Raw genomic sequence first — 12493 nt, 5'->3', positions numbered from 1 at the left:
TCGACAACCTCGTCGACGTGCCTGCCGAGGAGGGCATGAGTATCCAGAACAAGAAGTTGAGCCGGATAGAGAAGCGTGCCATCGCGGCTCGCGGCAAGCTCAGCTCACCATGGGCGTCGGGTATCGCGATCATCATCGCGGTCCTGTGGACGATCCCGACTCTTGGACTGCTCGTGACGTCTTTCCGCCCGCAGTCGCAGATCCAGTCCTCGGGATGGTGGACGTTGCTGTCCAACCCCGGCCTCACCCTTGACAACTACGACGAGGTTCTCTTCGGCAGCTCCACGAAGTTTGCGACGTACTTCGTCAACTCTCTTGTCATCACGCTGCCTGCGGTCGTCATCCCGATCTCGCTCGCGCTGCTCGCGGCCTACGCCTTCGCCTGGATCGAGTTCAAGGGACGCAACGTCCTGTTCGTGGCGGTGTTCGCGCTCCAGGTGATCCCGATCCAGGTGACGCTCATCCCGTTGCTCAGCCAGTACGTCAAGTGGGGGATCAGCGGCTCGTTCTGGACCCTCTGGCTCTCGCACTCGATCTTCGCGCTGCCGCTCGCGGTCTTCCTTCTGCACAACTTCATGAAAGAGATCCCGGCGTCCCTCGTTGAGGCGGCCCGGGTCGACGGCGCCGGTCACGTGAAGATCTTCTTCAGGGTGCTGCTCCCGCTGCTCACACCGGCGATTGCGTCCTTCGCTATCTTCCAGTTCCTCTGGGTCTGGAACGACCTGCTCGTCGCGCTCACATTCGCTGGCGGTACGACGAACGTCGCTCCACTGACCGTGCGGATCGCCGAGCTCTCGGGCACGCGGGGGTCGTCGTGGTACCTGCTCTCGGCGGGTGCCTTCATCTCAATCGTCGTCCCATTGATCGTCTTCCTGTCGCTCCAGCGCTACTTCGTCCGAGGCCTCCTGGCTGGCTCCGTCAAGGGGTGAGCTGATCGGAGCCCACCGCGACCAGCGACGCGGTGGGTCAGAGGTACTGCCCGGGGGTCGGGCGCCCGTCGGGCGTCTGGCCCCCGTCCTCGTCCCCGCTCATGGAGCGCAGCAGTCCCGGGGGCAGCGCCCGGGCCGCCCCACGCATCTGCTGCAGCTGGGCCTGCGCCGCCATCTGCTGGGCCACGAGCGCGGTCTGCAGGCCGTGGAACAGGCCCTCGAGCCAGCCGACCAGCTGGGCCTGGGCGATCCGCAGTTCGGACTCGGAGGGCACGACGTCGTCCTCGAACGGCAGGGTGATCCGGTGCAGCTCGGCCACGAGGTCCTCGGAGAGGCCCTCCTCGAGCTCGGTCAGGGACCGCTCGTGGATCTGGGCGAGACGGGACCGGGCCGCCTCGTCGAGGGGAGCGCTGCGCACCTCGTCCAGGAGCCGCTTGATCATCTCCCCGATCCGCATGATCTTGGCGGGTTCCTCGATCACGGTCGTGACCTGGTCGCGGTTGGCCGCACTCTCGACTGCGCTGTCGGTGAGCTCACGCTCGGCCTCGCGCTGGTTCTCCTGCCGGGAGAGCGCCGCGGATCGCGCCGAAGGTTGGGAGGTGGGATCGATGTTCTGGGCCATGCTCCCAGTCTCACCCAGGATCACCGCTTACGGCGGAGATAGCGGTCAGGGGACGAGCAGCACCTTCCCGAACACCGCCCCTGAGTCCAGCAACGCATGGGCCTCCCCCGCCCGGGACATGGCCACGACGGAGTCGATGACCGGACGCAACCGCCCGTCCTCGAGCATCGGCCAGACGTGCGCCCGGACCGCCGTCACGATCTGGGCCTTCTCCTGGGCGGGGCGGGCCCGCAGCGTCGTCCCGCTGACGCTCGCCCGCAGCGCCAGCAGCCTGCCCAGGTCGAGCTCGCCGCGGCGACCGCCCTGCATCCCGATGACTACCAGGCGGCCTCCGGTCGCGAGCGAGCGGACATTCGCGTCCAGGTACGCCGCCCCGACGACGTCGAGGATCACGTCCGCACCGTGCCTGCCCGTCGCCTCCTGGACCAGGCCCGGCAGGGCTGAGGCGAAGTCGGACCCGTCGCTCGTTCGGTGCACGAACCCCACCTCGGCGCCCAGCGCGAGGCACCGGTCCACCCGGTCCTGGCTGCCCGCGGTGACCATCACCCGCGCCCCGAGCGCAGCGGCGAGCTGAATCGCCACGGTGCCCACGCCCCCGGAGCCACCATGCACGAGCACCCACTCGCCCGCCTGCAGGCGGGCGGTGTCGACGAGGTTGCTCCACACGGTGCACACCGCCTCGGGCAGGCCGGCCGCCTCGACCAGCCCGACGCCGTCGGGCACCCGGAGCAGCTGGGCGGCGGGTACTGCGGCGTGGGAGGCGTAGCCACCACCGTCGACCAGCGCGGCCACGCGCTCACCGACCTGCCAGCCGGAGACACCGGCGCCGAGCCCGGTGATCACCCCGGAGACCTCCAGCCCGGGCCAGGCCGGGGCGCCGGGAGGGGGTGGGTAGTGGCCTTGGCGCTGGAGGACGTCGGCGCGGTTCACTCCGGCCGCACGGACCTCGACGAGGACCTCGCCTTGTCCCGGCAAAACGTCTGTGACCTCGGTGTACTTTAGAACTTCGGGGCCGCCGAACTGCTCAATCATCACCGCGCGCATGCCCCCGAGCCTACGACTCACCTGGTCACGCGGCACGGTCTGGGGCCTGCGGCGGGTTAAAGTCCTCCTTCAGGCTAATGGTGCGTCGATTATCGGCCGATGAACCCATGCGGACGATGTTGCTCGCACAAGGCCGTGACCGAGCAGCGATGCGTCAGCAAGACAGTGAATGGAAGGGGTCCACATGCTCCGGAGACTGAGTGTGCGAGGCAAGATCCTCGCAGCTCTGACCGTGCCGGTGCTCGTGCTGTGCCTCGCCGCGTCGATGTTCTCGCTCCAGGCGATCCGCAACGCGCAGCTCGCCGGTCAGGCCAAGGCGATCGTCGCGGCCCTCCCCAGCGGGCAGGACGCAGTCACCGTGCTCCAGGCCGAACGTCTGGCGGCTGTGCAGTTGCTCCAAGGAGTCGCTGGGGCTGAGGACGCGTACACCGCAGCGCAGGCGCAGACGGACACGGTCCTCGCCGAGCTGCGTGGGATCTACACGAACCTCGACATCACGCGGCTCGACCCCATGGTCTCCGAGGCCGTCTCAGGTGCCGCGAGCCAGAACGTCACCGACCTCGCCATCGTCCGTGACAACGTGGGCCGTGGGGCGCGTTCGCCGGCCTTGGCCTCCACGAACTACACCGCCATGATCGACCGGCTGCTCAATGTCCCGGCGTCCCTGGCCGCGACGCTGACCGACCGTCAGCTCGCGGTGAAGCTCGACGCCTACGTGGCGGTCAACGACCTCTTCAACAAGACCGCCGTCGAGGTTCCCCTGGTCCAGTACGTGCTGGACAACATCGCGGCCGAGGACCAGAGCAACGACCGGGTCCGCGAGCTGTCGGCCGTGTTCGGCGAGACGAACGCCGCACGCACCGCCGCGAACGAGTCCATCGCGTCGCTCGACGGCGATGACCTGAAGATCGGAACCGGATCCAACAGCTACACCTCCGTGCGACGTCTGCTGGGGTCCGGTCAGATTGCCGGTATCAACAGCGGGCTCGCAAACACCTGGGGCACGTCCTCCACGACCGAGCTCGAGGTGTTCGAGCCGATCCGGGTCGAGGTGCTGTCGCAGACCGATGCTGCCGCGAGCCAAGCGACGTCCAGCGCCCGCCAGACCGCCATCGTCACCGTCCTCGCGACCGTCCTGACGGTCCTCGCCTCCGTCGCGATTGCCATCGGTATCGCGCGCCGGATCACTGTCCCGCTGCGCCACCTCACCCAGGCGGCCGCGGAGGTCCGTGAGCAGCTGCCCAAGCTCGTCGAGCAGGTGTCGGTCCCGGGGCAAGGCCCCGAGCTCACGCTCGCCACCATCAAGGTCGAGTCCACCGACGAGGTGGGACAGCTCGCCGCCGTGCTCAACGCGGTGAACGCGACGACCGTCGAGGTCGCCAAGGAGCAGGCCGCACTGCGTGGCTCGATCGCCGAGATGTTCGTCAACGTGGCCCGCCGTGACCACGTGCTGCTCAACCGCCAGCTTGCCTTCCTCGACGAGCTCGAGCGGTCCGAGGAGGATGCGAACACCCTCGCCAACCTCTTCCGCCTCGACCACCTCGCCACTCGGATGCGTCGCAACTCCGAGTCGCTGCTCGTGCTCGCCGGCATCGACTCCGGGCGTCGGGTGCGCGCGCCCATGCCGATCTCCGACGTCGTCCGGACGGCCTCCTCGGAGATCGAGCTCTACGACCGCGTGCGTCTCAACCTCGAAGCCGACCCGTTCATGCTCGGCCACAACGCGCTCAACGCCGCACACCTGCTGGCCGAGCTCCTGGAGAACGCGACGACGTTCTCCGAGCCGAACACCCCGGTCGAGGTCACCACGAACCGTTCCACGCGGTACGTGACCGTCGAGGTCCGCGACCACGGCCTCGGCATGAGCGAGACCGACATCGTTGAGGCTAACCAGAAGGTCGCCTCCCGCTCCGCCTCGGACGTCATCGGCGTGCAACGCCTCGGCCTGTTCGTGGTCGGTCGTCTGGCCGACCGTCTGGGGGCCCACGTGGTCTTCAGCCGGGCCGCCGACGGTAGCGCGGGGACCACGGCCACCGTGTCGTTCCCGCTAGCACTGTTCGTCGACGAGGCCGACGTGCCGCTCGAGGCGCCCGCCGACCCGCTCAGCTCGTCTGCGCGCCAGGCGACCCAAGACTGGATCGCGCCCGAACCGGACGCTCTCCCGGTGGACATCGCCGCGCTGACCGACGGCGCGACGAGCATCGGCATGCCGCGACGGCGTGCAGCGATCTCCCAACCGGCCGAGCAGACCGCGGATGTGTCGACCGGGGTCAACGAGATGGTCCTGCCGCCGCTCGAGGCGGCGAACCCCGACGTCAACCTGGCGAGTGCGACCGACCAGAACTGGACACCCGCCCAGACGCTCTCCGAGACGTTGCCCGCGGGCCTGCCCAGCAGGCCCCGCAGCGAGGCCGCGGAGACTGTCGTGAGCGCCCTCGAGCCGGTCAACGACACCCCCATCCTTGATGGCGAACGACGCGGCGCGATGTTCTCGAACTTCCGCACCCGCGCCTCGGCCGAGGCCGCGAACAGCCTCGAGGCATCGGGCAGCGCGGCTGGCCTCTACGCGTCCGCGACCGACGATGACAGCGCCGGCACCGAGGCGCAGGACGCTGCCGCCGTCCCGGCGCTGGTGATCCCCGGTCTGGCCCCGGACGAGGAGTTCCCGTGGCAGGCCGCGGTGCTCGAGGTCGAGCAGGACGGCTTCGCATCCGAGCCGTCCTACGACGCGATGCAGAGCTTCGAGGCGCCCTACACCTTCGATCCCGCGGGCGCTTTTGAGCCCGCCGAGTCCTTCCAGCCGGTCGAGGCCTTCGACGCCGAGCAGCCCTTCGCACCGGTTCAGGCGTTCGAGCCGGTTCGGTCCTTTGAACCTGTTCAGTTCTTCGAGCCCGTGCAGGACTTCCAGGTCGACGGCTTCCGGCCGGTCGAGGCCTTCGAGGCCGAGGCAGGCCTCGGGCAGGAGCAGGGTGCTCAGGCTGCTCGGCGCGAGGAGCTTGAGCCGATCACTTGGCCGCAGCCCGTAGAGGAGCTCGTCGCCGTACCAGGACACCTGGCCGAGCCTGAGTCGCTCGACCTGCCGGAGGCATACGACGAGGCTGAGCCGGTCGCGTCGTACGGTGCACACCTCGCCCCGATGCTTCCGGTCGCGCCGTCCTATGAGGGGCTCGCCTTCGAGCCAGAGCAGGCCTTCGAGCCCGTTCAGGCCTTCGAGCCGCTGCGGCGGGCTGCGCTGCCTCACCGGGACGACCAGGTGGACGTGGAGCCGGCCTGGACGGACGCCCCGATCGGTCTTGAGCCGGACGAGGTCGCCGGTACGTACGAGCCCGCCGTGCAGTACGACGAGGCTGTGCTGCCGGAGCCGGCGGACGCGTACCAGCTCCCCGTCGCCGCGCTGCCGGACGAGGTCGCCTACGCGCCGGTCGGTCACTACGAGCCTGCCAATTCACCGGCTGCTCCGTTCCCGGTGAGTCCTGCGGCACAGTTCGAGCCGACCATGCCGACCTTCGCGGACGTCGTCTCGGACGCGCCGACCCGGCGGTCGTCGCGGCAGAGCACTGTGCCAGCCAAGCGCGGGGCATTCGGGTGGTTGCGACGCAAGGGCCACACCGAGTCGGGGCAGGAGCACGGTGACGCGACCGTCGCCCCGACCTCGTTCCCGACCTTCAACCCGGCGGGATCGGTCGCTTCGGCACCGGTTGCGCCCGCACCGGTCGAGTTCGTCCCGTCACTGGCCGAGTTCGTGGCTCCGGTGCCAGACCGCGCGCCCGACGTCGTTGCTCCGGCTCCGGTTCCCATGCGTGCCTTCGAGCCGCTCGCGCCTGCTCCCAGCCCGGCGGTCGCCTCGACGGTCTCCGGGTGGATGCCTGCGACGTCGATCAGCGAGTCGGGCGACGACGGCGGATTCGGCGGATTCGGAGGCTGGGCTCCCCCGGCGCCGGTCGCGGCACCCGCGCCCTCGCCTCTGCCGCTCAAGGAACTCCCGTTGAGCGGCCAGGACGCCGGTGACAGCTGGTCGCCGCCGAGAGGCCGCGACGCCGGTGACAGCTGGTCGCCGCCGAGCGAGATCGACGGAGACATCTCCTCGATGCTGGCCATGCGGTCCAACATCCAGGAGCAAGCGCTGGCCGAGCTCAGCCAGCTGTCCTCCTACCGCCCTGCGGCGGTCCAGACGACCCAGGGCGGCGGGCTTACCCGCCGTACCCGGGGGGAGGTCGCAGCAACCACTGACGACCTCGCTTCGCAGAAGATCAGCCGTGATGCGGCTGAGCTTCGATCCCGACTCTCGGCGTTCCAGTCGGCCACCTCGCGTGGTCGCCAGGCGCCAGAGACCGGGCAGTCCGGCGGGGGAGCCGGGGCCGCCACGGCTTCTGCTACTTTTACGGACAACGTTCCAGACTCGGCGCCCCAGCCGCGTTGAATGATCTATCGCCACTGAGGCATCGGAAGAAGGAGGAAGCGTGAGCGTTCTCAGCACTGAGGCGACGAACTTCGGTTGGTTGCTGGACAACTTCGTCAGGACAGTTCCTGGCACCCGTCACACCCTCGTCGTGTCCGCGGACGGCCTGCTCATGGCCATGTCGGACCACCTGGACCGCACGAGCGGGGACCAGCTGGCCGCGATCGTCGCAGGTATGTCGAGCTTGACCCGTGGCGCTTCGCGTCAGCTCAACGGGGGAGCGGTCCGCCAGTCCATCATCGAGATGGACAACGGCTTCCTCTTCCTGATGAACGTCTCCAACGGCTCGGTGCTCGCGGCCGTCGCGGACTCCACCTGCGACGTCGGCCTGATCGGCTACGAGATGGCGATGCTCGTCTCCCGCACCGAGGCAACGCTGACGCCCCAGCTCATCACGGAGATGCGCGGTCAGCTTCCAGTTGACGGGGCTACCCGCACGCCGATCGGATGAGGTAGGTCACGATGACGAACTCCAGGTCAACCTCGCACTCCATGGATGGCGAGCACTTTGAGGCCGCGACGGTGCGGCCCTATGCGGTGACCGGTGGTCGCGTGCGTTCAGCGACCTCCAACCTGCCGTTGGAGACCCTCATCGAGGTGATGCCCGGAGCCGTCGACAGCCGCGGGCTGCCTCCCGAGAAGCGGGCCATCCTCAGCCACGCCGCGCTCAACTATGTCTCGATCGCCGAGGTCTCCGCGCTGTTGCGGATGCCGCTCGGCGTCGTCCGGATTCTCATTGCCGACCTCGCGGATGATGGCTATCTCACCATCCACACGTCGACGCCCGTCAACGTCCACACCGGCCACGGTCAGAACCCTGCCCTGTCCCTGAGTGTGTTGGAGAGTGTTCTCAATGGCATTTCAGCCCTCTAGCGGTACGGCAGATGCTGCCGCCCCCGCGCCTGTCAAGCCTGCCGGGGCCCCCACCGTCGTCAAGATCGTCGTGGCGGGTGGGTTCGCCGTCGGCAAGACCACGTTCATCGGTTCGATCTCCGACATCGAGCCGCTGAACACCGAAGCCGCGATGACGGAGCACTCGCTCGGGGTCGACGATGCAGGCGGTGTGACGGATCGCAAGACGACAACCACGGTCGCGATGGACTTCGGTCGCATCGAGCTCCCGGGCTCACTGTGGCTGTACCTCTTCGGCACCCCCGGGCAGGACCGCTTCCTGTTCATGTGGGACGACCTGGTGCGTGGCGCGATCGGAGCGGTCGTCCTCGTGGACACCGACCGGCTCGAGCAGTGCTTCCCCGCAGTCGACTACTTCGAGTCGCGGGGCATCCCCTTCGTCGTCGGCGTCAACTGCTTCGACGGTGTTGCCAAGCACCGCCTCGAAGACGTTCGCGAGGCCCTGCAGATCCCGGCCCACGTGCCGATGCTCTACACAGATGCGCGTTCTCGTGCGGCGACCAAGCAGTCGCTCATCGCGCTCGTGCAGCACGCCATGCAGCAGCTGCGGGCGGCCTGAACCGTGCCTTGACCGAACCGCCCCATACCGTGGGGCGGTTCGGAACTTTCTCAGGCACGTGCCAGAATGTGCTGTGCGAGAGCCGCTGTGCGGCGATCGCGTGAAGGAGGCGTGGCAGAGCGGCCGATTGCACCAGTCTTGAAAACTGGAGTCGGTGAAAGCCGACCGTGGGTTCAAATCCCTCCGCCTCCGCAATGTCGATGCAATTTACGAGAAATGGTCCCTGAACTGCGGAAACGTAGATTGGGGACCCTTTCTTTTTTCGGCTATTGACCGGTATCGCCGCCCCCATGCTCCTCGCGTTCCTTTTCCTGCAGAGGTTCTGGCGCGCAGGACTGACCGCAGGAAGTATCAAATGACCGAACCCGCCGCTCGCGCCACCCTCGTCGACCAGACTGCCCAGGCCACCCCCGCGGCGCCCGGCGCGACCCGCCCCGTTGTTGCCGCCGTCATGGGCGAGGGGGTTCTCGACAGGCTCTTCGACGACGCCGCCCGGGTGCGCCTCGCCGGGCTCAGCCACGGCGGCACGTTCGCCGAGCTCGTCGGCTTCGAGGACCCGCAGGACGAGGCGGTGCTCGCGGACATCGAGGTCCTTGTCACAGGGTGGGGCTGCCCGCGGGTCGACGCCTCCGTGCTCGACCGCATGCCGCGGCTGAGGTCTATCGTCCACTCGGCCGGGTCGGTCAAGTGGCTCCTCGACACCGAGGTGTGGGACCGCGGCATCACCGTGACGAGCCAGGTCGACGCGAACGCCTGGCCCGTCGCCGAGTACACGCTCGGGGTGATCCTCCTCGCGAACAAGTCGTTCCTCCCCTCCGCCCGTGCCTACGCGGCCGAGCCCGCGACGTTCTCGGCCGCTGCCGCGTTCCCTCGCATCGGCGGGTACGGCAAGCGGGTCGGCATCATCGGGGCGTCGCGCATCGGACGGCTCGTCATCGGGCTGCTCGACCGCCACCACGTCGAGGTGCTCGTCGCCGACCCGTTTCTCACCGCGGACGAGGCCACGGCGCTCGGGGTGCGTCTTGCGGACGTCGACGAGATCGTCGCGACGAGCGACGTCGTCTCCGTCCACGCGCCGTCCCTGCCAAGCACCCGGCACCTCGTCGACGGCCGTCGGCTCGGGCTGCTTCGCGACGGCGCCACGCTCGTCAACACGTCCCGCGGCGCGCTGCTCGACCACGACGCCCTCGTCGCCGAGCTCGCCCGACGCCGGGACGTCGGCGAGACGCTCAACGTCGTCCTCGACGTCACCGAGCCGGAGCCGCTGCCGGCGACGTCGCCGCTCTTCGCCGACCCGTGGGTGGTCGTCACCCCGCACATCGCCGGGTCGCTCGGCACCGAGCTCGGACTGCTCGCCGAGGGCGTGCTCGACGAGCTCACGCGCCTGGGCGACGGGCGCCCGCCCGCACACCCCGTCACCCGCGAGGAGCTCGCCCGCTCCGCCTGAACGCAGCCGCGCCCGCCCGTTCGCGGCGGCCGCGAACAGCACGGGGCCGTTCCCAGGCAGTATTTCAGGCCGTATTCTTGGGTCGCCGCGGCTACTGATCCGGTGCCGCGGTGCCGATGGATATGGTATGAGGACTTCATGACGATCGGACGATCTGGCCGCCTGGCGCGTCATCCGCGAGCCGTGGTGTTGGTTCTTGTCGCGCTCCTGGCGCTCTCGGGCTGCACTGTCGATGAGCATGCCTCCGCGGACGAGTTGATGGTTGTCACGGTGACGCACCGCCCCGTGGTGACCGCGTCGCCGACGCCGGCCGCCACTCCTGCACCGGAACCCGCACCGGAACCAACGGTCGAGGCCACCCCGGAGCCGGTTCCCACGGTCGATCCCGCTCCTGTGCCCGCCGAGCCGCTTCCAGCGGCTGAGCCGGTGAAGCAGTCACCGAAGGCCAAGCAGCCCGCGGCGGCGCCCGCGCCCGCGCCGGTGGTCGATGCGCCACCCCCGTCGCCCTCGGCATCTCCGAGCACGGGCGGAGCCCAGGCTCTGTTCAGCGCGCTCAATGCGGCCCGCAGCTCGGCTGGACTGGCGCCGCTGGCGTACAGCGCAAGCCTCGAGTCGATCGCGTCCAACTGGTCCGCGTCGATGTCCGCAACCGCCTCGATGTCCCACAACCCCAACACGTCTGGTCAGATCCCGGGTGCGTGGACCTCCTGGGGCGAGAACGTCGGCTATGCCGGAGGCTATGCCGACAACGCCGGGACGATCCACACCGCATGGATGAACAGCTCGGGCCACCGGGACAACATCCTGCGCACAAGCTTCACCCAGGTCGGCATCGGGTACGTCGTGGACGCGACCGGGGTGGCTTGGGCGACCCAGGTCTTCGCTGGCTACTGAGTGGCGGTGTCTGAGCGCCCGCGGCGGTGCGACTCACGGGCACGCCGTGCTCGCGCGACGCCCATCGGCCCCTGGGTGGGACTCACGTCCCGCGCGGGACGGGTTCGACCGGCGATGATGTTCAGATGACGTCAGCCTTGCCTCAACAGGACGACCTGGAACCCGTCGCCCTGGTTCGGGAGTCCGGCATCATCCTGCGGGTCGGGATCCTGCTGCTCGGCGCCGGGAGCGGGAGCTACCGGGTCAAGATCGCCATGGCTCAGGTGGGGCGTGCACTCGGGATCGACTCCGTCGACGCCCAGGTCACGGTGAACGAGATCACCGCCACCGCACGACGCGGGTCGATCTTCCGGACCGAGGTGGCCATGAGCCACAGCATCGGCGTCAACGCGCACCGGATCGCTGCCCTCGAGAGCCTGTGCGGCTCTCTCGCCCCCGGCGCCCGCCAGCAGGACATCGAGGCGAGCCTCGACGAGATCGAGCGCCGACCGCTGCTCTACAAGACCTGGGCCAACGCGCTGTTCGCCGCGGTCGCCTGTGCCGCGTTCGCCTTCCTCAACAACGGCGGACCGGTCGAGGTGCTCGTCGTGTTCGTCGGGGCCGGCCTGGGGCAGGCCACCCGCCGGGTCATGCTGCACCGGGGGTTCAACCAGCTAGGCGTCACGATGCTGTCCGCGGCCGTGGCGAGTGTGGTCTATCTCGGGATCGTCAACCTGCTCTTCGCGCTCGGGGTGGTCGACACGATCCACGAGAGCGGATACATCTCGGCGGTCCTCTTCCTCGTGCCCGGCTTCCCGCTGATCACCGCGGGGCTCGACCTGTCCCGGCTGGACTTCTCGGCCGGGGTGTCCCGGCTGACCTACGCCCTGCTGATCATGACGTCCGCGGCGATGAGCGTGTGGGCGGTCTCCGCGGTCATGGAGCTCACCCCGAACCCGGCGGCCCCGCTGGCCCTGGCGCCCGGTGCCGCCTTGGTCCTGCGGCTCTTGGCGAGCGCCTTCGGCGTGCTGGGCTTCGCGCTGATGTTCAACAGCCGCTGGCGGGTGGCCCTGGCGGCAGCCGGGATCGGGATGGTCGCCAACGTCATCCGGATCGAGATGGTCGACGCCGGGGTCGTGGTGCAGGCCGCTGCATGCGCGGCCGGCCTCATCGTCGGCATCCTTGCCAACCTTGTGGCCCCCCGGATGAATGCCTCGCGGCTCACGTTGTCGGTCCCGGCGGTGGTCATCATGGTGCCCGGCGCGGCGGCCTACCGGGCGGTCTACTTCCTCAATGACGGGCAGACCGTGGAAGCGCTCGCCTACGGCGTCCAGGCGGGCTTCGTCGTCCTCGCCCTGGCGATCGGCCTGACCATCGCCCGGACGGTGACCGGCGACTCGTGGAAGTCGGGCGCTCACTAGCGCCGCGCCGTCGGGCAGCGCGTTTTGCTCCACGCCGCGCCTTGCGGGTACCCTTGCACAGCCCGCAGAAGATGACTTCTGACGCGGGAAGCCGCGCCGGGTTCGTCCCGGTGAGGAGACGTCGCATAGCCCGGTCTAGTGCGCCACCCTGCTAAGGTGGTGACGGGGAAACCTGTCCGAGGGTTCGAATCCCTCCGTCTCCGCTTCACGAAAGGCCCCGGTCGATG

At 69.0% G+C, this 12493-nt stretch carries 10 protein-coding genes and 2 tRNA genes; 10 read left to right on the top strand and 2 right to left on the bottom strand.

What is annotated here, in order from left to right:
- Positions 1-35 precede the first annotated feature (35 nt).
- Positions 36-929 (top strand): carbohydrate ABC transporter permease, encoded by an 894-nt coding sequence (locus BLQ50_RS01370; RefSeq protein ID WP_175559015.1) that lies wholly within the window; start codon positions 36-38, stop codon positions 927-929.
- Positions 930-966: 37 nt separating this feature from the next.
- Here the strand turns inward: BLQ50_RS01370 and BLQ50_RS01365 are convergent, their stop codons facing one another.
- On the bottom strand, positions 967-1551 hold the full coding sequence (locus BLQ50_RS01365) for a bacterial proteasome activator family protein (RefSeq protein WP_093181608.1): 585 nt from the start codon (positions 1549-1551) through the stop codon (positions 967-969).
- Positions 1552-1596: 45 nt separating this feature from the next.
- Positions 1597-2595, bottom strand: a complete 999-nt coding sequence (locus BLQ50_RS01360; RefSeq protein ID WP_093180618.1) for an NAD(P)H-quinone oxidoreductase — start codon at positions 2593-2595, stop codon at positions 1597-1599.
- A 202-nt stretch (positions 2596-2797) separates the two neighbouring features.
- Here BLQ50_RS01360 and BLQ50_RS01355 point away from each other — a divergent pair, with 202 nt between their 5' ends.
- The 9 genes from BLQ50_RS01355 (at position 2798) to BLQ50_RS01315 (ending at position 12469) form a co-directional block, all read left to right on the top strand.
- The gene (locus tag BLQ50_RS01355; protein ID WP_175558973.1) at positions 2798-7015 is read left to right on the top strand and encodes a sensor histidine kinase; all 4218 of its coding nucleotides are present in this window, start codon (positions 2798-2800) and stop codon (positions 7013-7015) included.
- 40 nt (positions 7016-7055) lie between these two features.
- Positions 7056-7505, top strand: a complete 450-nt coding sequence (locus BLQ50_RS01350; RefSeq protein WP_093180614.1) for a roadblock/LC7 domain-containing protein — start codon at positions 7056-7058, stop codon at positions 7503-7505.
- 41 nt (positions 7506-7546) lie between these two features.
- On the top strand, positions 7547-7927 hold the full coding sequence (locus tag BLQ50_RS01345) for a DUF742 domain-containing protein (protein WP_093180613.1): 381 nt from the start codon (positions 7547-7549) through the stop codon (positions 7925-7927).
- Positions 7908-8525 (top strand): GTP-binding protein, encoded by a 618-nt coding sequence (locus BLQ50_RS01340; protein ID WP_093180611.1) that lies wholly within the window; start codon positions 7908-7910, stop codon positions 8523-8525. The genes BLQ50_RS01345 and BLQ50_RS01340 overlap by 20 nt, the downstream gene beginning before the upstream one ends.
- Before the next feature lie 105 nt (positions 8526-8630).
- A tRNA-Ser gene (locus BLQ50_RS01335) sits at positions 8631-8717 on the top strand.
- Positions 8718-8880: 163 nt separating this feature from the next.
- The gene (locus BLQ50_RS01330; RefSeq protein ID WP_093180610.1) at positions 8881-9972 is read left to right on the top strand and encodes a hydroxyacid dehydrogenase; all 1092 of its coding nucleotides are present in this window, start codon (positions 8881-8883) and stop codon (positions 9970-9972) included.
- Between the two features lie 138 nt (positions 9973-10110).
- Entirely contained in the window at positions 10111-10866 is a 756-nt protein-coding gene (locus tag BLQ50_RS01325) for a CAP domain-containing protein (protein WP_093180608.1), read from the top strand.
- Positions 10867-10991: 125 nt separating this feature from the next.
- Positions 10992-12266 carry a threonine/serine exporter family protein gene (locus BLQ50_RS01320; protein WP_175558971.1) on the top strand — a complete coding sequence of 425 codons (1275 nt, stop codon included), beginning with the start codon at positions 10992-10994 and terminating at the stop codon, positions 12264-12266.
- Positions 12267-12380: 114 nt separating this feature from the next.
- Positions 12381-12469 (top strand) — tRNA-Ser (locus BLQ50_RS01315).
- Positions 12470-12493: the final 24 nt, after the last annotated feature.

The organism is Sanguibacter gelidistatuariae, assembly GCF_900096585.1.
In the GTDB taxonomy this organism is placed as follows: Bacteria; Actinomycetota; Actinomycetes; order Actinomycetales; family Cellulomonadaceae; genus Sanguibacter; species Sanguibacter gelidistatuariae.
The sequence above is the reverse complement of the archived record's forward strand: the minus strand, read 5'-3'. Positions and strand labels throughout refer to the sequence as shown.

Bases quoted from the DNA above. Each gene is read 5' to 3' on its own strand.
- BLQ50_RS01360 (WP_093180618.1), bottom strand. From the start codon at position 2,595: ATGCGCGCGGTGATGATTGAGCAGTTCGGCGGCCCCGAAGTTCTAAAG.
- BLQ50_RS01365 (WP_093181608.1), bottom strand. From the start codon at position 1,551: ATGGCCCAGAACATCGATCCCACCTCCCAACCTTCGGCGCGATCCGCG.
- BLQ50_RS01325 (WP_093180608.1), top strand. From the start codon at position 10,111: ATGACGATCGGACGATCTGGCCGCCTGGCGCGTCATCCGCGAGCCGTG.
- BLQ50_RS01330 (WP_093180610.1), top strand. From the start codon at position 8,881: ATGACCGAACCCGCCGCTCGCGCCACCCTCGTCGACCAGACTGCCCAG.
- BLQ50_RS01320 (WP_175558971.1), top strand. From the start codon at position 10,992: ATGACGTCAGCCTTGCCTCAACAGGACGACCTGGAACCCGTCGCCCTG.
- BLQ50_RS01370 (WP_175559015.1), top strand. From the start codon at position 36: ATGAGTATCCAGAACAAGAAGTTGAGCCGGATAGAGAAGCGTGCCATC.
- BLQ50_RS01340 (WP_093180611.1), top strand. From the start codon at position 7,908: ATGGCATTTCAGCCCTCTAGCGGTACGGCAGATGCTGCCGCCCCCGCG.
- BLQ50_RS01345 (WP_093180613.1), top strand. From the start codon at position 7,547: ATGGATGGCGAGCACTTTGAGGCCGCGACGGTGCGGCCCTATGCGGTG.